At 50.0% G+C, this 20,189-nt stretch carries 21 protein-coding genes and 1 tRNA gene; 5 read left to right on the top strand and 17 right to left on the bottom strand.

The window, feature by feature from the left end:
- Nucleotides 1-3: 3 nt before the first annotated feature.
- The 4 genes from HYT77_05260 to HYT77_05245 all read right to left on the bottom strand — a co-directional run bounded on the left by HYT77_05260 (nt 4) and on the right by HYT77_05245 (nt 3,141).
- Entirely contained in the window at nt 4-1,563 is a 1,560-nt protein-coding gene (locus HYT77_05260; protein MBI2067402.1) for an Ig-like domain-containing protein, read from the bottom strand.
- A gap of 86 nt (nt 1,564-1,649) precedes the next feature.
- Nucleotides 1,650-2,588, bottom strand: a complete 939-nt coding sequence (locus HYT77_05255; protein MBI2067401.1) for a HipA domain-containing protein — start codon at nt 2,586-2,588, stop codon at nt 1,650-1,652.
- Nucleotides 2,588-2,902 (bottom strand): HipA N-terminal domain-containing protein, encoded by a 315-nt coding sequence (locus HYT77_05250; protein MBI2067400.1) that lies wholly within the window; start codon nt 2,900-2,902, stop codon nt 2,588-2,590. Before HYT77_05250 ends, HYT77_05255 begins: the two co-directional genes overlap by 1 nt.
- The gene (locus HYT77_05245) at nt 2,899-3,141 is read right to left on the bottom strand and encodes a helix-turn-helix transcriptional regulator (protein ID MBI2067399.1); all 243 of its coding nucleotides are present in this window, start codon (nt 3,139-3,141) and stop codon (nt 2,899-2,901) included. Before HYT77_05245 ends, HYT77_05250 begins: the two co-directional genes overlap by 4 nt.
- A 257-nt stretch (nt 3,142-3,398) precedes the next feature.
- Between HYT77_05245 and HYT77_05240 the strand changes: the two genes are divergently transcribed.
- A tRNA-Gly gene (locus tag HYT77_05240) sits at nt 3,399-3,457 on the top strand.
- A 111-nt stretch (nt 3,458-3,568) separates the two neighbouring features.
- On the opposite strand, the gene HYT77_05235 is transcribed toward HYT77_05240, so the two are convergent.
- From HYT77_05235 to eno, 4 genes are all read right to left on the bottom strand, one after another.
- Nucleotides 3,569-4,339, bottom strand: a complete 771-nt coding sequence (locus tag HYT77_05235) for a hypothetical protein (protein MBI2067398.1) — start codon at nt 4,337-4,339, stop codon at nt 3,569-3,571.
- Nucleotides 4,340-4,541: 202 nt separating this feature from the next.
- Entirely contained in the window at nt 4,542-6,056 is a 1,515-nt protein-coding gene (locus tag HYT77_05230; protein MBI2067397.1) for a hypothetical protein, read from the bottom strand.
- On the bottom strand, nt 6,056-6,547 hold the full coding sequence (gene rimI / locus HYT77_05225; protein MBI2067396.1) for a ribosomal protein S18-alanine N-acetyltransferase: 492 nt from the start codon (nt 6,545-6,547) through the stop codon (nt 6,056-6,058). The genes HYT77_05230 and rimI overlap by 1 nt, the downstream gene beginning before the upstream one ends.
- Nucleotides 6,548-6,559: 12 nt before the next feature.
- Nucleotides 6,560-7,864 (bottom strand): phosphopyruvate hydratase, encoded by a 1,305-nt coding sequence (eno, locus tag HYT77_05220; protein MBI2067395.1) that lies wholly within the window; start codon nt 7,862-7,864, stop codon nt 6,560-6,562.
- Nucleotides 7,865-7,948: 84 nt separating this feature from the next.
- Between eno and HYT77_05215 the strand changes: the two genes are divergently transcribed.
- Both HYT77_05215 and HYT77_05210 read left to right on the top strand, forming a co-directional pair.
- Nucleotides 7,949-9,001, top strand: a complete 1,053-nt coding sequence (locus HYT77_05215; GenBank protein MBI2067394.1) for a TIGR04552 family protein — start codon at nt 7,949-7,951, stop codon at nt 8,999-9,001.
- Nucleotides 9,001-9,489 carry a restriction endonuclease gene (locus HYT77_05210; GenBank protein ID MBI2067393.1) on the top strand — a complete coding sequence of 163 codons (489 nt, stop codon included), beginning with the start codon at nt 9,001-9,003 and terminating at the stop codon, nt 9,487-9,489. Before HYT77_05215 ends, HYT77_05210 begins: the two co-directional genes overlap by 1 nt.
- A gap of 49 nt (nt 9,490-9,538) precedes the next feature.
- On the opposite strand, the gene HYT77_05205 is transcribed toward HYT77_05210, so the two are convergent.
- Nucleotides 9,539-9,706 (bottom strand): hypothetical protein, encoded by a 168-nt coding sequence (locus HYT77_05205; protein ID MBI2067392.1) that lies wholly within the window; start codon nt 9,704-9,706, stop codon nt 9,539-9,541.
- A 58-nt stretch (nt 9,707-9,764) separates the two neighbouring features.
- Here HYT77_05205 and HYT77_05200 point away from each other — a divergent pair, with 58 nt between their 5' ends.
- Nucleotides 9,765-10,598 (top strand): CDP-alcohol phosphatidyltransferase family protein, encoded by an 834-nt coding sequence (locus HYT77_05200; protein ID MBI2067391.1) that lies wholly within the window; start codon nt 9,765-9,767, stop codon nt 10,596-10,598.
- A gap of 174 nt (nt 10,599-10,772) precedes the next feature.
- On the opposite strand, the gene HYT77_05195 is transcribed toward HYT77_05200, so the two are convergent.
- From HYT77_05195 to HYT77_05180, 4 genes are all read right to left on the bottom strand, one after another.
- Nucleotides 10,773-12,590, bottom strand: coding sequence for a radical SAM protein (locus HYT77_05195; GenBank protein ID MBI2067390.1), 1,818 nt, complete (start codon nt 12,588-12,590; stop codon nt 10,773-10,775).
- Nucleotides 12,591-12,849: 259 nt separating this feature from the next.
- Nucleotides 12,850-13,533 carry an HAD family phosphatase gene (locus HYT77_05190; GenBank protein MBI2067389.1) on the bottom strand — a complete coding sequence of 228 codons (684 nt, stop codon included), beginning with the start codon at nt 13,531-13,533 and terminating at the stop codon, nt 12,850-12,852.
- A gap of 12 nt (nt 13,534-13,545) precedes the next feature.
- Nucleotides 13,546-14,025, bottom strand: a complete 480-nt coding sequence (gene greA, locus HYT77_05185) for a transcription elongation factor GreA (GenBank protein MBI2067388.1) — start codon at nt 14,023-14,025, stop codon at nt 13,546-13,548.
- Between the two features lie 6 nt (nt 14,026-14,031).
- The gene (locus HYT77_05180) at nt 14,032-14,598 is read right to left on the bottom strand and encodes a cob(I)yrinic acid a,c-diamide adenosyltransferase (GenBank protein MBI2067387.1); all 567 of its coding nucleotides are present in this window, start codon (nt 14,596-14,598) and stop codon (nt 14,032-14,034) included.
- A gap of 210 nt (nt 14,599-14,808) precedes the next feature.
- Between HYT77_05180 and HYT77_05175 the strand changes: the two genes are divergently transcribed.
- The gene (locus HYT77_05175) at nt 14,809-16,797 is read left to right on the top strand and encodes a hypothetical protein (GenBank protein ID MBI2067386.1); all 1,989 of its coding nucleotides are present in this window, start codon (nt 14,809-14,811) and stop codon (nt 16,795-16,797) included.
- On the opposite strand, the gene HYT77_05170 is transcribed toward HYT77_05175, so the two are convergent.
- The 4 genes from HYT77_05170 to HYT77_05155 are packed head-to-tail and all read right to left on the bottom strand — an operon-like array spanning nt 16,794 to nt 20,188.
- Complete coding sequence (locus HYT77_05170; protein ID MBI2067385.1) at nt 16,794-18,116, bottom strand: FAD-dependent oxidoreductase; 1,323 nt, start codon at nt 18,114-18,116, stop codon at nt 16,794-16,796. The genes HYT77_05175 and HYT77_05170 overlap by 4 nt on opposite strands.
- Nucleotides 18,113-18,958 carry a phytoene/squalene synthase family protein gene (locus HYT77_05165; protein ID MBI2067384.1) on the bottom strand — a complete coding sequence of 282 codons (846 nt, stop codon included), beginning with the start codon at nt 18,956-18,958 and terminating at the stop codon, nt 18,113-18,115. Before HYT77_05165 ends, HYT77_05170 begins: the two co-directional genes overlap by 4 nt.
- Nucleotides 18,955-19,812, bottom strand: a complete 858-nt coding sequence (hpnC, locus tag HYT77_05160) for a squalene synthase HpnC (GenBank protein ID MBI2067383.1) — start codon at nt 19,810-19,812, stop codon at nt 18,955-18,957. The genes HYT77_05165 and hpnC overlap by 4 nt, the downstream gene beginning before the upstream one ends.
- Nucleotides 19,787-20,188 (bottom strand): hypothetical protein, encoded by a 402-nt coding sequence (locus HYT77_05155; GenBank protein MBI2067382.1) that lies wholly within the window; start codon nt 20,186-20,188, stop codon nt 19,787-19,789. The genes hpnC and HYT77_05155 overlap by 26 nt, the downstream gene beginning before the upstream one ends.
- Nucleotide 20,189 lies beyond the last annotated feature (1 nt).

Raw genomic sequence — 20,189 nt, 5'->3', positions numbered from 1 at the left:
CTACTACTTGGTGACACTAAATATGCCTGAGGTAGTACTCGTAGAGCCACTAATATAAACCTTATCCCCCAGGATAAAGATGTCACTGATATTACCCATGTCGGCCAGTGTCTCAAACGAGGAACCGTCTTTTTTTACCTTCAATAACGAGGCAGCCGTTCCACTGGAGCTGGAGTTCGAAATGTAGAGATAGTCACCTGAGACCGCAATCCCCATCAATCCACCTTTAAGCACCATGTCATTCAAGAGGGGGGTCGCCGATCCCCCAGAGACGGCAACCCTTTTGAGGTCCCAGTCAGTCCCTATGCCACTGTAGCTGGAGCCTCCATCGACGTAGTAGAGATACGAACCGTCACTCACAAATCGAATGACCGGATTACTCACCGTTACGAGCTCCGTAACAGCTGTACCCGATCCGAGGGGGCATTTCGCTAATGCCGTTGGAACAAAAGAGTCATTGATTTTATATAAAAAATAGGCGTTCGATGAATCGATCGTCATGTTGGTTGGGTTGGTCGTACCGGTCGGCTGACAGACGGTGCTGATTGATCCATCAGCAATGAGGACCCTGTCAACACTATCGGTTCCATCACCAAAGTAAAGATAGGTCCCATCATTCGGGATGCCGTTGTCAAAAGAGGAAAAATCCGCTGTGGCCAGAGTTGTCGGGGTACAAGTTCCTGAGGTATCCGAAAGGAGACAACTCCTGATGCTCCTGCCACAGCTGGTCGATGGGGCGTAGTAAAGCGCCGAGGCGGTAATTGACATCTTCATCGGGATGCAGATGTCTTGCAAAAAGCAGTTTCTCACCCCTGTGACAAGATCGCACCGGCAGATATTCCCTGTCGTCAAGTTTCCACTATATTCAAAAAAGTAGCAGGCGGACGAATCGCACACGAGTTTCGACATCGTTGTGGCATTTGAGGAACAGATAGGGCTCATCGAAGAGGTTTCGGTCTCCTCATCACTCGTTGTTGTGCCCCCCGTACTGCCGGTTGTTGAGCCACTGTCGGAGCTTGTGCCGCCCATACTCGTCGTACCACTACTTGTCGTCTGACTACTCCCCGTGGTAAATGAAAAGGTGTAAGCCGAGGTGAGGGCCTTTCCTGTAATCGACTTGATCCCGGTCCCGAGTGTAATCGTGTACCGGGTAGAACTTCCGAAAGAAGAGGTTGGGCTGAAAAGTGCGGATTTTGAGGAGTCACCATAACTCAAGCTCCCGCTCACAAGCCGTCTCTCCCCTGCAACCACAAGGGACGCCTCATCTCCTGCATCACCTGATTCCTCATCGATCACCAAACTGCTCGAGGCCGCTTGGGAGAGGGAAAAGTTTGCCAGTGTTAAGGTGGAGCTATCCACCTCTTCATTAAAGGTGACAGAAACGGTCGCCTTGCGACCGACATCGGTTGAGCCATCAGAGGGAGAGGTGCTGCTTACAACAAAGCCGTCTTCCGATGAGGCGGTCGCATCAGCTGAGGTCCCTTCCACGTTCGCCGCACAGGCGGCAAGAGAGAGAACCGACCAAAGTACCAAGAGCCTGAAAAGTGACACCAACTCCTTCATTCAAAACCTCCTATTCTCAAAACAGGGGTATTTTAATCCTTTTCGCCTTAACAGACAACGAGAAAGAGGGTGACGATAAAAATGCGTCAGATCTGCAATCGTTGCCGGCGATTTTCCATAATCTGCAGATAACTCGTCTTCATTGCAGCGGAAAGAAAGGAAATGCCGACCAGTCTTTTCCACTCCTCCTTGGCTTTCACAAAGACATTTAAAATTTCTTCCACATCCCGTTTATTTAAAGCGAGTTTTTCCAGGGCGAAATAATCAATCAGAATTTTCCTGTTCAAGTTTCTTTTCTTGCCGCAAAGCGGGAGAGCTATTTCCTCGGCATCGGCTCCAAGTACAAGCGTGGTGTTTAGAAAATCATAGGCCGGCGCCAATTCCACCTTTTCTTCCCGGGAAATTAGCGAAAAATTTTTCAGATGCATGTCCTCATTGCCAACCAGATAATTAAAAATGGTGCGCGCAAACAGTTTTCTTCTTTCCAAAAGAGGAAAAGTGGCATGGCGATCCAAAATCGGGACCAACCGCTCCATGCTGAAATCATATTTTGTGTTTCGGGTGTTGCCAGAGAGCTGTGCAAAGTCTTCCAGGGGAAGTTTCTGTTTGTGGGTGGTCCGATCAAAACGGCGGATGAAGTAGGTGCGGCTCCCCTCTCTGGAATAGACCAGTCCATGCAGGGGAGTTTCAATCCCGACTTTCTTTGCTAGACGCATCGTCAGATCTTCGTTTTCCGGAAGCTCGGGGTAGAGTTCGTGCGGAGGCTTTAAAATAAACCGGCCTCCCACATCGGTGATTTCAAAAAGCCCGGCACTGGGTCGCAGTTTCGCACTTAATTTGATCTGCACCCCTTGGATCGATATTTTATGGGCCCGCTTTCTGGCTTCAACCCGAAGCTCTTCTGCATTCAAAGGGAGCGGTTTTAAATTTTTCAGTTGCGGGGAGAGAAGCCGCAATCCCTTTTGAGAATATCTTTCTCCTGCGACAACCGGTTCATAGGTGATGGGACAGATGGGGGAGCGCATTAGGGCCCTTTTATTTCTTCGACGGTGACGGCTCCGACTAGGTCGGCTCCCACGGTCACCAGTTGTCCGAAAAAATCATCCCGATCCAGTTTGGCCTGCCGGAGCAAGGCTTCCAATGAAGCTCCTTCCGGAAGGAGCCCGTCAAAAAAGGGGGGGAAAGAGTCAAAGTGATAATTTCGTTTTGTCGTCGGGAGGGTCAGGGAAACAGGGGGGCCATGGTATTTTTCAAGATATTCGAACCGACAACTTTTGTTCTCTTCTTCAATCAGAAGCCCAGTCGGTTTCCCATTAAAAAAAATGTTGGCCTTTCTCATTCTTCGTTCCTTTCCGGCTTAAGGAGCGGGCTCCTCAATTCCATTTTTATATTCAGGACGTTTAAAATTTTAATAAAAGTATCCATCTGAATCGTTGTTTTGGCATGCTCCATATCAAAGACGGCTGTTTTTCCGATGCCGGCCAACCTGGCTAATTCCTGTTGGCTTAGGCCACTTTTTTTCCGGTGAAACCGGATCGTGGAGGCCAGGTTGCGATAGAAATCATTATATATTGACATAGCATTTACTGCTTTAACAGTAATTTATAGTATATTATATAGGAACAAGAATGGCGTCAATAAAAAAACTTATATTTTTACTAGTATAACAGTAAATAACACACAAAAGCCCCTCGCTCGATTGACATAAGAGGTTGATGTGATAGCCTAAAAAAGGAAATTTTCGTGGGAGTAATCCTTCGACAGGCTCAGGGCTTGTACCAAGTTGGGGTTATGGAGTAGCACAAGTCTTGTACGAGCGCTGAGGGCTTCGACTGAGCCCTCAGTGGTAGAGCGCAACCTTGCCAAGGTTGATGTCGCGGGTTCGACCCCCGTCTCCCGCTCATTTTACTTACGTTCCGTGCCCAATCCGTCCCAATCGTAGCGGTCAATTTGCTTCAGTGGGTGGCGAGGAGGAGAGAGAAAGGTGTTTCGCCCTCATTGGGTCTTATGAGCGATTGAGACTCACCCCTAAATTTATTTCGTCTCTTGTTTCGATTATTATATCGGCGCTGCCAAAACCGGGTGCCTCATCATATGCTGTATAATTATATAATCTTATCCTTACATTGCCGAGCTTGCCCCTCTCTCCAGGAGGAGTGTTGCGTTCGATCGAATAACTTCCAGTATCTTCTAATTCAATCTGATCCTCAGCAAAAGAGGCGAAGAGGTAGCTCAGGTTGAGCTGATCAAAACCTCCTGGACTCCAAGTTATCTCAATCGGCAAGTCATCGAACACAGAATAGCTGCTCCCATCCTCGGGGGAGGTTATGTCGGGGCCACCCTGAGATGAAAACGAAACATTTGTTTCAATGCCGTCGTCTGTGTCCGTATAAGTTATCGTATAATTGCTTCCAACCTCTGGCAGACTAACCGTCGCCCCATAAAAATCAGAAACAAAGGTGCCATCACGCCAAAAGAAACCTGCACTACTATCGTAGGTTAATGTGGTTGTTTCTGTTTCACCTTGGTGATTGACGATTGTCGCCTTGAAGCTTTCACTCTGATCAAACTTAATTGGGACGCCAAGAAGCCCCCGTGTCCTTAAGCCTACGCCTACCAGAGCCGTCCCACTCCGCTTATATTCCTTAATGCTTACATAAAGTTTCAGATCGGATAAACTTAAGGAATCTGCTCTGGAACTGGATAAGGGCCACTCTTCACCAAGGCCGCAACCTTGAATCATGATAAAAAGACTAAAGAGAAGGAGTTTTTTCATAAGCAATTCCTGTCAAAACAGACAGCCATTATCATTTCGGGATTGGGTCTTCAATCTCTATTCCCATAAGCCAGGTTCTCCCGATAAGGCTAAAAAAACGATTTTCGATCCCGAAACAACCACTGAGGAGGACATGGCCGTCTCCATTTGAATATGGAGATCCTCAGTCGCGGGTTCGACCCCCGTCTCCCGCTCATTTTACTTACGTTCCGTGCCCAATCCGTCCCAATCCCCTCTTCCCCCTCACAAAACGATAATAATCATTCGTGAGCTCCGTATGATAGCCGTCGCGTCCCAAAAGGGCCTCTCGTTGCCACTGCATTTGATCATCTCGAAATCTCTTGGCCACCCTCTCCAAGGAATATCCCTGTGATCGCATCAAATCGATATAAGGACTCACAGGAACGGGGGGATAAAATTCAACCTCCACGGTTCTAAACCCACCCCCTACTCGATCTCTGTATCGAACAACGGACGGGACGACACAATAGTGAACATTCTCTTTTTCAGCGTACAAAATCGCCCGCGCATACGGTTCCCAATGATGCCCCCAGAGCTTACCGGCATGATCCTCTCCATGAGCACGATCAACAGAGACCAGACCCCCAGTCTTTGGATCTCTGGAAAAGATCGTTCCAATTCGGTCTCTCATCGTCCCCTTGTTTGTCCGCGTCCAGGGGGGAACCTCAAAAAAAACTCTTTCAACACCATCCTCATAACGGTCCGCCAAGGCCGCCTTCATTGTTTCCACATTAAGGGGAAAGTCTCGATCGGCGCGTGCCGCGCGATGACCAAATTTGGCCGATGCAATCCTCGCAATATGAGGAATCCCAAAAAGATCGCCTTTCCCAAATGGCATCGGGTCCCGACCGGTTGCCTGAATCGCCACGCGATAGATCGCAAAATCGGGGAGATACCAGTGGTTCGAGAACAGAGCCGTAGCCGCCCCTCCTCCCTGCCTCGTCGCCTCACCTAAATATTGACTCCCCCTCACAACCACCTCTTTCACCCCTGTACGACTCAGGAGTTCGAGTTGTAATTCCTGATCCAATCTCATCGCCTGCCTCCTCAGCCGCTGTTCCGGACGATAATTTGCAATCATCGACGGCCCCTTGATCCCGGCGATCCTCATCCCCTCAAATTTTTGTCTAAGGCCATACTCCTGCCCGGAGCTGTTAATGGTCAGTCGGATCGTCCCATCGGACGGATCGACGGAATGGACAATTTTAGATGAAGGGGGAAGTCCTATAAAAAGAAGCGAGGAGAACAAAAGAACCGCGTCGGATGAGACGAGATAGAAAGAGGTTGTAATACTCACTTCCCCAGCAACCGCCTTTTTTGTGTTGTCAAAGACATTGACGAGAGACGCTCCAAGAGAAATGAAAAACAACGGGGTGGTCACGAACGGATTCATGAGGAGCCGACTTGCCTGGGCGACCGGTTTTAGGGTCAAAAAGTCAAAAAATCTTCCAAAAACCCTGCGTCCGAAAAGGGCAGAAAAAGTGGTTGCTGCATTGAGGGAGGGGAGCGTCATGAGGATGCCAAAAGTCGTACGGGGAAGAATCTTGCTCGGTGACTCCCCTTCATGAACCGATTGATAAATGGAATACCCCAACATCCCCAGAGGAGCTACAGAGGGAAGCACCAGACTGGCCGCAACAATCCCGCTATTCAACAGGAACTGATTTCTTGCGTCCCGTTCGACGGATGGCGACATCAGGAGGGATGTCGGATGTTTGACCTAAAAGTTTCGTGTGACAAATCGCACCGCATGACCAACGCATCCTCTCTGTTGTCACGATAGTACTCCTTGCGGACACCTACTCTTTTAAAACCGTACTCTCGATACAACTGAATTGCCCCCTTGTTGGAGAGGCGAACATCTAAAAAAATCTCGACTGCCTTGAGCATTCTTGCAGATTGAAAGAGAAAATCCATGAGGCGCCGTCCGTGTCCACGCCGGCGTGTTCGAGGGTGAACGGCGATACTGATGAGATGAATCTCCGGACCGACATGCCAGAAATCAATATAACCGGCTATCCGCGCCCTCTCCCGAAGCACATAAAGATGGGCGATCTCCAGCAGGAGCTCCGTTTCAAACATGTTTCTTGAAAACGGTTGAGGAAAGGACCGATTCTCGATTTTCAATATACCGTCGATGTCCCTTAAGGTCGCCTTTTCAATAATGACTGATTTTGCAGGAGGCATGAGGCGGTCTTCTCATGAGACCGGCCGGTGAGGCGAGGAAAAAATCTCTGTCTTTGCCATCTGGGCCCTCGGCCCCAGTTCCTCTTCAATCCGGATCAGCTGGTTGTATTTTGCAAGCCGTTCGGATCGGGAAAGGCTTCCTGTCTTGATCTGTCCAGCCCCTGTCCCGACGGCAAAATCGGCAATAAAAGGATCTTCCGTCTCTCCCGACCGATGAGAAACGATGGTTCGATAACCAGCCTTCCAGGCAAGATGCATTGTCTCTAATGTCTCTGAGACGGTCCCAATCTGGTTGAGTTTAATGAGGACTGCATTGGCCACCCTCTGTTCAATCCCCCTCTCCAAGCGCTTCTTGTTTGTTACAAAGAGATCATCTCCAACCAGCTGAACCGTTCCGCCCAACTGGGAGGTCATGTAGGCCCAGCCCGCCCAGTCCTCCTCGGATAGTCCATCTTCAATTGAAACAACCGGGAAATCCCGTTTCAGTTTTCTATAATAGTCCGAGAGCTCCTGGGCTCGCTTTAAAACGCCTTCTTCGGAGCGGAGTCGGTATTCATTTCGAACGAAGAACTCGCTCGCGGCAACATCTAAGGCAAAATAAACTTGCTCTCCAGGCCGATAGCCCGCCTTCTCCACCGCATCGATCAACAGCTGTAAAATTTCCCTGATCGATTCGACACGCGGCGCAAATCCTCCCTCATCCCCCACAGCAACCGAGAGATTTTTAGCCGTCAGATTCTTTTTAAGCGATTGAAAGACCTCGGCCCCGATTCGCAGAGATTCGGCGAAGGTTGATCCGGCCGGAACAATCATAAACTCCTGAATGTCGATATTGTTGTCGGCATGGCGACCCCCGTTGATAACATTCATCATGGGGAGAGGCAGAAGAGTGCCGGGCCGGCCTGCCAGTTCAGCAATCGAACGATAGAGGGGGATTTTTCGGGATCCAGCAGTCGCCCGGGCATAGGCGATAGAAACGGCCAGAATGGTATTTGCACCGAGACGGGATTTCTCTTCGGTACCATCCAGATTCAGAAGAAGCTGATCCAGCTCTTTCTGACGACCAATCTCATAGCCGATCAGACGCGGCCCAATCTCCCGAACGATATGCTTGATCGCCTTTTGCACCCCACGACCCAAAAAGCGGTTTTGATCCCCATCACGAAGCTCCAACGCCTCAAAACTCCCGGTTGAGGCACCGGAGGGAACCGCCCCTCTCCCAACGGTTCCATCATCGAGGCGGATATCTACCTCCAAAGTTGGCCAGCCGCGTGAATCCAGTATCTCTCTCCCAACAATCTCCCTGATTTTAGCCATCGGTCCCCCTTTTTTCGCCGGCAGGCTTAAAATAATGAAGTTTCGTTGTCAACGAACGGAACTTCTGATAGAGAACAATGATTGATGTCATCTCTCTACTCATCACTAACCCCCAAGGAACGGGATACCGTTCATCTGGCTCTCACCGGAGAATCGATCATCGACTGGCCGCGTTTTCACTTCAAGAACCTGGACGAGGTGCGCCATTTCTTGAGAATCAACGAGTACCACCTGGAGGAGACCAAAGACTCCGATCGACTCATGGCGGTTCACAACGAGGCGGTTGGATATCTGCGTGGACATCTCCATCTGAATCTTTCCGAAGAGCTCATGAATCCGCAAAAAATACTCGAGGTCTTTCTCGCCGCCTCTGATTTCTCAAATCCGGCCCTTCAATCACAAGCCTGTGCGCTGCTGAAGACGATGCATGTTATCAACCACATCGACGGCCAGGAGCTGATCTTTCATTGTCCCATCATGCCACGCGACCTCTACAGCCTTGTTTGCGACAAGATTGAAAGGGTCCTCTCCGGACCGATCCGCAGAAAGGTCCCTGCCCTTCAGTATACGTGTGGAAGAAAACAGAAGGAGAGTCTTATCACACGACTTCTGGCAAAACGCTCAACACCGGCAAGAAACAATGACAAGGTCCGTTACCAGATCGTTGTCCCAACACGTCAGGAGGTTCTCGAGATACTGCTCCTGCTTTTTGATTCAGTCGTCCCAATGAACTACGTCGTCCCCGGACAATCGGTCAACGATCTGTTTGATGAAAAAGAGCTTCTGGAACTGAACCTCCCGCTCCCCGATTATCTCCATCGACGACTCAGGGAATCCGCAGACAAAAAAAACCAGCCCCACTCCGTCATGGCAACAACCAGCCCTGAATACTCGGGCAAGAGTTATCACGTTATGAAATTTACGGCGGACCTCCCTGTCCGTATGGACCGTTATCTGGAGCAGGCGAATATACTCCGAACCGAGACACTGGGATGTATCACGCACCTGCTTGTTGAATTTCAAATTATAGATGAAGCGACCTTCCGTGAAAACAATCAGGGAGAAAACGAGCATTCCCGTTACAAGGAACGCCAGAAATTGGGTGTGAACCATCGCCTGACGGGAACTTCAAAATAATGCCGGTCTTCCTTCTCGCAGGAATCGCCCTGCTGCTTGGCTTTTTCCTGATTCTGCTCTCGGCACTTTTTGACAGAAAAAAAACGACCCCCTCCTCTTCTCTTGAGGAACCTTTGATCTCGCTTGAAGTTCTCCAAACGGTTTGCCTCGCACTCGTCGATGAAATGAAGTTGCAAATGATCGAAGCTGAAAAAAAAGAGAATGGGATTGATCTCCTCGCCGAGAACCCAGCCCCGATTATCGGAGGAAAATATCTTTTTAGAGGAATTCTCCTGAAAAAAGGGGAAACAGTCCCTTTACCGCAGATCATCGAGTTCTCTAACACGGTCACTCAGGAACGAATCTCCAAAGGAGTTCTTGTCACGACCGGCCAACTGCCTCCCGAGGTTTCAAGGCTGACAGAGCTGGCCCCGATGGAACTGATCGATGGGAAACGATTGAAACAATTGATGGAGAAATACCAGATTCCGTTTGCCCTCACCCGCTGAAGTCAACAACCAGATCCATTTCCCCCTCCCACCGGAGGGAGAGGGCCCTCTATTCCGTCATTCTCTTATAAATTTCCTCTTTCTTCCCCTCTTTGATCAGACGATCGTTGAGCCAGATCTCGCGAAAGGCAACAAGTGTGCAAGCGACAATAGCAACTATCATCACGAGGATCGCAATGTTGTCCGGCTGGGTGATAATATGAATAAAATGATCCATAACTTTTGTTGCAACTTTTAGATGAATCAGATAGAGGTGTCAACCAGGTTTTCCTAATATGATCAATTACTTATCCTCATTAGATCCACTCTGGATATCACTGGCCCCCCTTGTTGGGGTTAACCTGTTTTTTCTAACGACCCTCCTTATTTTTTCAATCACTTACAAGAGCCGTCCGCGGCATGAGGATGTCGACCGTAAGGAGTATTCACGGTTCCTCTCCAAGTTTCTTGTTGAGTACTGGTATTGGATCTGGGGACCCGTTGAAAGGCAGTTGGCACGATGGCGTGTAAGCCCCGACACGCTGACATTAACCGGCCTCTTTTTTTCAGCGGTAGCCGCCTACTTTTTTTACCGGGGGACTGTTGGAGCAGGCGGATGGATCATGATTTTCGGTGCCACATTCGATCTCCTGGACGGTCGCGTTGCACGTCTCATACATCGTGAAAGCCGATCGGGGGCCTATTTTGATTCGGTCATTGATCGGTTTGCCGAGGCGGTTGTTTTTCTGGGACTTGCCGGGTGGTACCGTGACAGTTGGGTCCTCTATTTTGTCGTACTCGCACTGATCGGATCAATGATGGTCTCCTACACGCGGGCCCGCGGGGAGGGGGTCGGCATCAAGGTCACGAAAGGGATCATGCAGCGACCCGAAAGGATTGTCTATTTGGGGGTCGGCTCTGTCTTTAGTCCCATAGCGGCCTCTCTCATCTCTCCCTTTTATTTTGTACCCCATGATTTTCTGACGATTCTCGCCCTCGTCGCGATTGCCGTTTTGACGCTCGTCGGATCGATCTACCGGATACAATACGTCTTGATCCAGCTCGATCCAAAACCACAGAGCCGCCGTCTCTTCCGGCGGTTTGTGCAGAGATGGTTCATGATGCAGTGAGAACTTAAATACCTAACAGGATGTTGACAAAGGCCCATTTGCTGCGTTGCCCGCTTCGTCCGCAATCCTCACGTACCACGAAAGTACGCTCCGGTTGCGGATTACGCGGGCGCCTTGCATCTGGACCTTTCTCACCATCCTTTGGTGAAAAGGGGTTTGTCAACAGACTGCTAACTACTGTTGATAGGCCGGAAGATCAAGCGACGAAGGAAGCCGGACATCAAATCCCTGTTCCGGCACCGGCATCGGGCGCTCACCGGCATAAACCGGGTGTCTTCCATATTGCCTGTTCCAGTCGGCGACCGAGGCGTTCTTGAACATGTTCTCAATAATCTGCCTCCAGCCAATCCCGGTATTGTAGGCACAGAAAGAGACCTCACCCAATTGGGTCCCGTAAGGGATGATGCACATCTCGGTACGACGAAAATCATAGTTAAAGAGATCCTGAAACCACATCCCGGCAACAAACATAAAATGCCACTGGTCCCTCTGCCGTTCACGGCCCACTCCGTAATTCCCCTTGCCACCCCGGAGACCACCCCCCGTTGATTTGTCAAACTTGAGCATAAAGTCTTTCAGGGTCAGGTTGGTTGGTGCCTTGGAGACATCATAATTCCGCAGGAGCGAACAGCCGACCTCGAGCTTGGTCAGCCAGTGAGGCTGGCAGGCGTCGGTAATTTTCTGCACGTCTTTAATAATACCCTCCAGATTCAAAAATTCCGTGAGGGGGAGCCACTCCTTGCTCCTCTTGTCGACAAAGAGCGCCATGCCGGTCCCGCAGTTCGGATGACACCCACACTTGAGCGTACCCCATTCCTGGTGAGGCCCTTTCAGATAATCAGCCAGATCGGAAAACGGACCGATCGCTGAAAGCGGAAACCAGTCACGCAGTGGCTCGGAGATTCCTGTCTGCTTCTTCATGTCATGCGCAAGATGAGAAAGCGTGTATCTCATCCGCATCCGGTCTTCATCGGAGACATCCTCGTCCCGCCCGGTGAATGAAACCGGCTGAAAAGAGACAAATGTAATCTTGTCACAATTTTGCAATGCAAAATCGACGATCTGCCCCACCTGATCATCATTAACTGTGTTCACAAGGGTCACCACCAAAACGACATCGATTCCCGCCTCGTGAAGATTGGTGATCGCTCGCAACTTCACGTCAAAAAGATTGGAGATCTTTCGATGTTCGTTCGATTCGTTGCTGACACCATCAAACTGGAGATAAGCGATCCTCATCCCTGCCTCGTACGCCTTTTTGGCAAATTCAGGGTCCTGAGCGAACTTGATCCCGTTCGTTGCTGCCTGAACGCTAAAATAACCAATCTCCTTGCAGTAACGAATGGCATCCAGGAAATACGGTGAAAGGGTCGGTTCACCGCCAGAGAACTGGACCGACATCTGGCGTCGTGGCTTGATCTTGAGCGAGTTTTCAAGGATCTGCTTGACCTCCTCCCAGGAGAGCTCATGGACATACCCAACCTGATTGGCATCCATAAAGCAGGGATCGCACATCATATTGCAACGATTCGTCAGATCGACCGTCAAGACAGAACCTCTTCCATACTGAATGGAAGAGGATCCATGATTTCGAAGCTCCGTCATTGGCGACTTAAAATCACGTCCCGGATAAAGCTTTTCAATCCGTTTCAAAAAGGCGGGGTCAATCGACATGACGTCCTCGAAACGACCGTGTTTAGGACATTCCTTGACCATTTGGATTTTTCCATCCAATTCGACGATCTGTGCCTTCACCTCCCCCGGTTTTTCCTCTATGAGATGGGCATAATCCTTTGCCCCATTGACGATCTCTTCGCGAACCTCTTTGACACAACGAGGGCAGAGGGAATCGGTCGTTCTTGGCCAACCCAACTGTGGAAAGGAACGCTCGCGACTCTTGATGAGCGGAGCCGGGGCCCATTGGGGCTGAAACGGTTTTCCCTCATGCATTTTGTTGATCAGACCAAAAACGGGCCAAAGCAGTTTGGCCATTCTGACCACGGCCCTGTCAAAAAACTTGATCCCTCCCTGCTCCAATTTTTTTGAGGAAAGCCCCTTCTCCCCATGGGGTGAATAAAACCGATCCGCAGGAACACGACCTGCTTTTTTCTGCTCTTCCTGCATCTTCTCCATCTCTTCATAGGCAACTGCTGTCATCTTCTCCTCCTCATCGTTTAGATCATTCAAAACGTTCTAAACATTTGATATTACTAGCTAATTTCCATTATTGATAGCGCCGTAGCGCGGAAAGTCAAGAAAAATGCAGGAGGATATCTCTTAATTGACTATCCGCACGATCCAAGATCCAGTCAGCGGCATTTAATTGTTCCTTTTTGTATGAGGTCGCTACCGCCAGACACTTCATGCCGGCTGCCTTGGCCGATTCGATCCCCCAGGGAGAATCTTCAACCACCAGACACTCATTGGGAAGCAGAATCTCTGACTCCGGAACATGATCACGATTTAACAGATTAAGCGCCGCCTGGTACCCTTCCGGATCTGGCTTGCATTTTTTGACATCATCCGCCGCAACAATAACCTGAAACATTGGCATCAATCCCTCTCCGGAGAGGATCGACAGGATTTCATTCTTGAGGGCGCCGGAGACAACACCCATATAATAATCAGGATGCAAAGAGGTAATCAGTTCCTTGATATTGGGGTAGAGCAACGAATGACCGACCGTCTCTTTCAAAAAAGCACTGTTCTTTTCAGCCATCATCTCCTCAAGCAGTGCCGAATCCAGTCGCTTCTCATGTTTCTTAAAGACCGCTTCGAGCAGGGCTCGATCGTCAAGCCCTAGGTAATCTTGATAGTATTCCTCTTTTGAAAGTGAGATTCCGTGGAAGAGCAGAACCGCCTGAACAAGACGACAATGAAGGGGCTCCGTGTCACAGAGAACTCCATCAAAATCAAAAAGGATGGCACGTAGCATAAAAGAAACAGATTACCCGTAGCGGATCGCCAGGACCTGAAACTCCCGCACACCACGAGGCGTTGTTGCCCGTACTTCATCTCCAATTTTCTTGCCAATCAGTGATTTTGCAATCGGAGAGATCACCGAAATCTTCCCGTTTCGAACATCCGATTCATCCGCGCCGACAATCTGGTAGCAGACCTGATCTCCTGTCTCCGTATCCGATAGTGTGACAATCGCTCCAAAAACAATCTTGCTCGCATCGATCTGGGAAGGATCAATCACATGAGCCTGCGTAATCTTGTTCTCCAATTCAGCGATTTTTTTGGTGGTCAGGGCCTGTTTTTCCTTGGCCGCCTCATACTCCGCATTCTCAGAGAGATCTCCGTGCCCACGGGCCGCCTCGATCTCAGCAACGATCTTCGGACGCTCAACCGCCTTCAAATATTTCAGCTCTTCCTGGAGCTTTTTCAACCCCTCAGGAGTCATCGGTATCAATTCTCTCTTCATATCTTCTTATCTCCCTGTTCCTTTATTTTGCTTCGCCCACAATGTTTCCTGGATGTTCTCTTTCTTATTGGCCCAACGAGCCATCACAAAAAAAAGATCCGAGAGCCGGTTTAAATATTTAACGACTTCCGTCGGAACGGTCTCCTTTTGGGACAGCAAAAAGACAACGGCTCTTTCTGCGCGGCGACAAACAGTCCTTGCCAGATGTAGGGCCGCCCCAACCTTCCCGCCACCAGGGAGGATAAAGCGGTTCAGCGGATCCAGCATCGCCTCCAACTGATCAATCATCTGTTCCAAAAAAGGGGTCGCCTCTGTCTCCAAAAAAGATCTCTCCTCAACCTTTGACGTCTGAGGCGCAGCAAGGATCGCCCCAATCTCAAAAAGATCGTTCTGGATCCTGCCCAACGCCTCGGCAATTTTATCAGGAGGATTCTCCGCAAGGACCTGACCGATCACCGCATTGAGCTCATCGACCGAACCATACGCCTCAATCCTTCTGTCTGACTTGTAGACCCTCTTTGCGCCAAAGAGTGAGGTCTCTCCTGTATCACCTGTCTTCGTATAAATCTTCACCATGGGAGGATCTGTCTTAAAGTTAAGGTCTCCTCCTGTCAATTGTTCAACGGTCAGTGGGTTAAAAAAGACTCTTTTTTGCCATTGGCCTCTTAGTTCCAAATTAAACAATCCACTGAAAAATCATAGACTCGCAGGAGAAATCTCGATTATGAGAGTGTGGCCTCTGTTTTGCTTTGTCTAATTGTTGTCGAACATAAAGGGGGGCTTATGAAAAAAAATAGTGTGTCAGCGAAAATGAGGTTGTTTTTGGGAATTGGCCTCTTTTTCTTCTCTCTCTCAGGTTGTTTTGGCGGGACAAGAGGAGGGGAAGGAGAAGACAATAACAATCAGGCTAAGCCGGGAGACTCCGATGACAGTAATCAGAGCAGTGAGTGTTCCGAGGGAGGCGGTTATTGCGGTACGGAAAAACTGGCGGTCACCGTCGACCTCAGTGACGCCCAGGCCCTTTTTACGGTCCAGCAAGACGCCAGTTCTTCTAGTTCCGGCCTTGTAGTACTCTCGGATCAGCAGGCCCTCACCACCAATACCAGTTCTCCCCTCTTTGCGGTGACCCCTTCCGGCATCAAGGGGATCATGGAGATATTGGGTGACTCCGGAAGTGAGGCAACCCGACAGCTCCCCCGTCTCTCCTATGTGGCAGCGAACAAGTGTGGTGATGTCTTCTTGGCCTTTGAACATTCCTGGATCTTCAGAAATGAATGCACCGACAGTACGGGGAAAGTGGTCGATCTTACAACGGCCAAAGATCCCTGGTCCCCCTCTTCCTGTTTCACTTGTCAGCTTTTCCATGTCAGTCAGAAAATCGGTTCGGCAACCGGACCGGCTGACCTGATCTGCGTCGACGATGGGATTGAGATAAGCACCTGGGACTCGAGAACGAGAGGGGTTCAATTCGACGATGACTGTAACGCCTATTACACGGCACATGTCCCGGGCAACTGGAAGAATCTTCTTTATAAGTACAATCCAACAACGAGAAATGTGACCGAGGTGATCAACGCCAACATCCAGTTCAAGCGTTTTCTCGTGACCAATAATGGTGGCGTATTGTACACCGGTTATACCTCGGTCGGTGACCAGGATAACGGGGGAGACAATTTCTTCCGCTATGTCACGCCGTGGGAAGAACTGATCCAGATTACGAGTGGCTGGTGGGACTACACCTTTGCCCCAATTGAATCAAAACTTGAAAACTGCAGTTCCTCCAACGACTACTGCATAGGGCAGATCCTGTTTTACGGCCCTGATCCCCTCATTGCCAAGGCACCTGAGTGGGACGACTCCTGCCTCTTCCGATTTGACCCTGCCTCAACCGGCTCCTCACGCTCAACGCAGATTGCCGACTGCAATATCGATATTTGGGCGTACATCAACTATGACGACGACAATAATCCCTTGAGCGATGCGACTCGTAAGAGTCGCTGTACCGAAGCCAAGGCGATGATGGGAGGCGGCAATCAGCCGGAAAAGATCCTGTTGTCCGACTATCAAGATAGCGACGGCTTGAACGAAATTTACGTGGTCGGTGATATCTATGAGAAAAACGCCAGTGAGTGGCGTTGTGATATCTGCAGCAACGGCACTCCGGGCTCTTCCTATTGCCACATCGGCACCACAACCCTCAGGCTCGATGCAACGACATCGTCGGCCTGTACCGCTTTGGGAGGAACCTTTGACACCTCGTCCAGCTGCTACAATAATCAGGTAGATAAAACCTCGACAGGAAGCGTCTGCACGGCCGCCAACCTGCCAACGAACATGAATATCAACAGCCAGTGGTGTGAATTTTCCGGTAACGCGAGCCGCTCCACACGCTCCGCCATTGCCCGGGTCGAGGAGAACTATGACGGGAACGGAAACAAGCGAATTACCCGCCTCTCGGCCGATGATGAAATTGTCTCTAACGGATGGGCAATCGGAAATCGTCTCCCCTATTCCGCCTTCAACGTAACCGATGGGACCTATGAACTCCTCGAGGTTGGAAATGCAACCCCGATCCTGACCGGCATCGAGGTCTACGAGCTCATGAAAGACCCCCGGAACTCAACGAAATGGTTTTTCAACGGGCTCCGCTTTGGCGATAACCAGTACATACTGGGGACCTTTAACCCCGATGCAAGTAATCCGAAAGGGACCTTGCAGGTGGAGAGTGGATTAACGGGACAGATTGATACGTTAGTCATTATTCCGGATTAACCCTCTACGGAGGCGACTGCTCGGTAGGCAGACCGAACAGCCCCTTCAATCGTGGCAGGAAGACCGGTGTCGGTCCAATCTCCCGCCAGAAAGAGATTTTTGTAGGGTGTTCTCTGTGGGAGCCTCATTGGATTAACACCAACCGCCGGCGAGAGGGTCGCCTCCGGCTCCTTCATCACGTGAGAATGTAAAAGTTTAGCCTTAACAGCCTCCGGAAAAATCTGAGACAATTCCCGCAGCGCGATCTGAACGAGTGTCGGACCGGGGATCAGAAGTTCGTTGCGTGCCCCGCTCATCACAACGGAATAATAGGGAGCCCCTTTGTCATGAAGAATTTGTCCCTTGTTAAATAACCAATGAATCGAGGTTCCCCAGAATCCGAGGAAGTCGTTCGGAATAAAGTCGCGATCAAACCAGAGATTGATGGAAACAATCGGTGAGGATTGTAGTTTATGAATCGGCTGAAAAAAAGGATCCTTGTAGAGGATCGATTCGGGCAAGAGCTTCTTCAAGGAGGAGAAAGGAACCGCCAGGATCACAACCTCTGGCGCGATCCTCCGTCCTCCTTCCAGTTCAACTTCACTCAGTTCTTGCCCAGAAAAATGAAGGCGGGTCACCGCTGTTTTAAGAAAAAGATGCCCTCCCTTTTTCTGGATAAATTCAGCCGCCGGTTCGGCATAGAGATCGGAAAGCCCTACTCTCGAAAACCCGATCACCGCCCCTTTTCTTCCTGAAACAAACGCCTCGTGAAGCATCGACTGGAAAAGTTTTGCGGAGCAAAGTCGTGGTTCTTCGTTCAGAGCAGCCAAGGCCAGAAGGTTCCAAAAACGTTCCTGAACCCTCTTGGATTGGCCCATTTGTTCAAGCCACCGTGGAAGCGCGATGTCTGTCGGCAGCGGTTCATTCTGGAGAGCCTTGCGAAGATTCAAAAAGGAGACCTTCTCCTGAAGCGAAAATCCCTGAAAACCAAACAGCCCTCCCAAAAGGTGCCACGGAGCCGGAAGAGGCCATGCCTGTAATCGAACCGGCCTGTTCCTTGCGGGGCCCGTAAGATCAACCCGAAAGTTATTTTGAAAATGGAGATCGTCCAGACGCCCGATTTTTTCAAGAAACCGCTTGGTCCCGCTGTAGCAACCCATGAAGAGATGTTGCCCGTTATCCAGAACAGAACCGCTTGCGGGATCGCGAAAGGAGTAGGCGCGTCCCCCCAAATGACCTCTCTTCTCAAAAAGCGTCACCTGATGACCATGCGAAGAGAGCTCTACGGCCGCTGTGAGCCCGGCCCACCCCCCTCCCAGAATAACAATTTCTTTCTTCACAAGAGCGATCCCAGCCAAACCCGGGCCAAAAGGAACCCTTTTTCGGGAGGTGAAAGAGAAACCTTTTTTCTCAAGACAGGAAATCGCTTTCTCTCGATCTTCTTTAAAAGGGCCTCGTAAAACGATCGCATCATCTCCGCCGGGACAACACCCTTCCTCTCTCTGCATGAGAGCGCATTGCGGGCCTCCTGAAAAAAACCGTGCGTACGGGCCGACTGAAACTCCATCAAGCGAATGAACCTCTCATTTTGGATTCGTCCCTCAAGTTCTTTTTGTGAATAACCGAAAAGGGAGAGGTCCTCCAGGGGAAGGTAGATGCGCCCCGATTGAAGATCCTGCCCCACATCGCGAATAATATTGGTGAGCTGAAGGGCGGTCCCCAGGAGACGTGCATAATGCCCATGGGCCTCAGACCGACCACCAAAAATCTGGTTGCACATCAATCCAACGGTTCCAGCCACATGATAACAATAAATCTCGAGATCCCGAAAAGTTTCATACCTCTTTTTTGAGAGGTCCATTTCAACGCCCGTCAGGAGGTCCAAAAAATATTTCTCCGAGATTTCAAACCGTTCAATGGCCTGCCGTAACTCCCTTAAAAAAGGAAATTCTTCATTCAGCGGACCGCGATAACAGGCGAGAAGCCGCCCCTTCCATTGGTGCAATTGCTGTCTTGCGCGCTTCTCATCCGTCGCCTGATCCACCTCATCATCTACGAGGCGGCAGAAGGCATAAACAGCAGAAAGGGCCTCCCTTTGCTCAAGTGGCAGAAACCGGAAGGAGGGGAAAAAGTTCGACCCACTCTTTTGCGCAATGGCATAGCTCGCAGAGTTTGAATTCATGAACGCCCCAATCGTTGATGAAGAAAGAGAAAGGCCAGCTCTCTCTTCGTGAGAACAGGCCTGGAACGGAAAACATCAAATTCCACTTTTTCAATTTTTTTGAGGATTTCAAGAGGTCCTGCCCACATCAACTCCACCTGCCAGCGCAAGCGTCGACGCAGATGTTTGAGCAATGGTCGCCCTTCGGCAAACAGGTTTCGCGTCCTCTCAAACTGAAAGGCCATCATCTCCCGAAAAAACCGATTAAGCCTCCCCTCTTGCAAGTCATTCAACGAATAACCGAACCGGACCAGATCTTCCTCCGGAAGGTAAACACGTTCTTTTTTGAGATCGATCGCAATATCCTGCCAGTGATTTACAAGCTGGATACCGGTGCAGATTTTGTCGGAAAGTCGATGGAGTTCGGGATCGTGATAACCAAAGAGGTAAAGGACCGCCCGACCGACCGGGTTGGCTGAATAGCGACAGTACTCCTCCAGTTCTTTGAACGTCTGATATCGGTTTTTGACAACATCCCATCGAAAAGCAGTTAAAAGATCAGCCAACAGGGAGGGAGGAATCTCCGTTTTCTGAAAGGTCTCGGAAAGGGCCAAAAAAATCGGGTGGTCCGCCTTTCCCCTCACCGCCTCTTCCAGTTTTCGACCCCAGATATCCAATTTTTCAAGCCGGTTCCCATTTAAGGAAATCTCATCCGCAAAATCATCGGCCGTTCGCGCAAAGGCATAAAGGGCAAAAACATACTTCTGGAGAGGCCGCGGAATAAACCACCCCACCGGAAAATTTTCATCGTGCCGCCTGGCAATCGCCTCACAATGCTGAAAAGGACTGTCATTCATCGCTTTTTTCAATCTCATGTTCCGAAAATTGGGTGACTTTCCACTCTCCCCCCTTCAAACGGACCCGAATACGGGCCTCCTTACGAATCTCCTCGAACTGATCCGGCTGGATCTGGAGCAAAAAGAGATAAACTCCCTCGTCACCCTTTCGGTCGCCCTGAAGCAATTTGATTTTAACCTCCGGTGGACGAGTCGTCGAATCAATGGTCTGCCCCCGCGTCAACAGGAGCCCTTTTTCAACTTTGTCACGTGCCAATCCGTCGGTCAGCTTTTCTGCCTGCTCCAGATCAATACGTTGATAGTAGGCATTCGCAAAATGGCGCGCAACCTGCTCGGCTTGAGGTGTGCAACAGGCAGCAAACAGCAAGAGAAGGATGATTGGGATGGACCTCACG

Source organism: Deltaproteobacteria bacterium (genome assembly GCA_016180855.1).
Taxonomy (GTDB): Bacteria; UBA10199; UBA10199; order JACPAL01; family JACPAL01; genus JACPAL01.
Note: the sequence above shows the minus strand (reverse complement) of the source record. Positions and strands in the feature narration are given on the sequence as shown.

Bases quoted from the DNA above. Each gene is read 5' to 3' on its own strand.
- HYT77_05190 (MBI2067389.1), bottom strand. From the start codon at position 13,533: ATGCTACGTGCCATCCTTTTTGATTTTGATGGAGTTCTCTGTGACACG.
- HYT77_05230 (MBI2067397.1), bottom strand. From the start codon at position 6,056: ATGTCGCCATCCGTCGAACGGGACGCAAGAAATCAGTTCCTGTTGAAT.
- HYT77_05205 (MBI2067392.1), bottom strand. From the start codon at position 9,706: ATGGATCATTTTATTCATATTATCACCCAGCCGGACAACATTGCGATC.
- HYT77_05195 (MBI2067390.1), bottom strand. From the start codon at position 12,590: ATGGCCAAACTGCTTTGGCCCGTTTTTGGTCTGATCAACAAAATGCAT.
- HYT77_05260 (MBI2067402.1), bottom strand. From the start codon at position 1,563: ATGAAGGAGTTGGTGTCACTTTTCAGGCTCTTGGTACTTTGGTCGGTT.
- HYT77_05175 (MBI2067386.1), top strand. From the start codon at position 14,809: ATGAAAAAAAATAGTGTGTCAGCGAAAATGAGGTTGTTTTTGGGAATT.
- hpnC (MBI2067383.1), bottom strand. From the start codon at position 19,812: ATGAGATTGAAAAAAGCGATGAATGACAGTCCTTTTCAGCATTGTGAG.
- HYT77_05215 (MBI2067394.1), top strand. From the start codon at position 7,949: ATGTCATCTCTCTACTCATCACTAACCCCCAAGGAACGGGATACCGTT.
- HYT77_05245 (MBI2067399.1), bottom strand. From the start codon at position 3,141: ATGTCAATATATAATGATTTCTATCGCAACCTGGCCTCCACGATCCGG.
- HYT77_05255 (MBI2067401.1), bottom strand. From the start codon at position 2,588: ATGCGCTCCCCCATCTGTCCCATCACCTATGAACCGGTTGTCGCAGGA.
- eno (MBI2067395.1), bottom strand. From the start codon at position 7,864: ATGGCTAAAATCAGGGAGATTGTTGGGAGAGAGATACTGGATTCACGC.
- HYT77_05235 (MBI2067398.1), bottom strand. From the start codon at position 4,339: ATGAAAAAACTCCTTCTCTTTAGTCTTTTTATCATGATTCAAGGTTGC.
- HYT77_05200 (MBI2067391.1), top strand. From the start codon at position 9,765: ATGATCAATTACTTATCCTCATTAGATCCACTCTGGATATCACTGGCC.
- HYT77_05250 (MBI2067400.1), bottom strand. From the start codon at position 2,902: ATGAGAAAGGCCAACATTTTTTTTAATGGGAAACCGACTGGGCTTCTG.
- HYT77_05165 (MBI2067384.1), bottom strand. From the start codon at position 18,958: ATGAATTCAAACTCTGCGAGCTATGCCATTGCGCAAAAGAGTGGGTCG.
- greA (MBI2067388.1), bottom strand. From the start codon at position 14,025: ATGAAGAGAGAATTGATACCGATGACTCCTGAGGGGTTGAAAAAGCTC.
- HYT77_05210 (MBI2067393.1), top strand. From the start codon at position 9,001: ATGCCGGTCTTCCTTCTCGCAGGAATCGCCCTGCTGCTTGGCTTTTTC.
- rimI (MBI2067396.1), bottom strand. From the start codon at position 6,547: ATGCCTCCTGCAAAATCAGTCATTATTGAAAAGGCGACCTTAAGGGAC.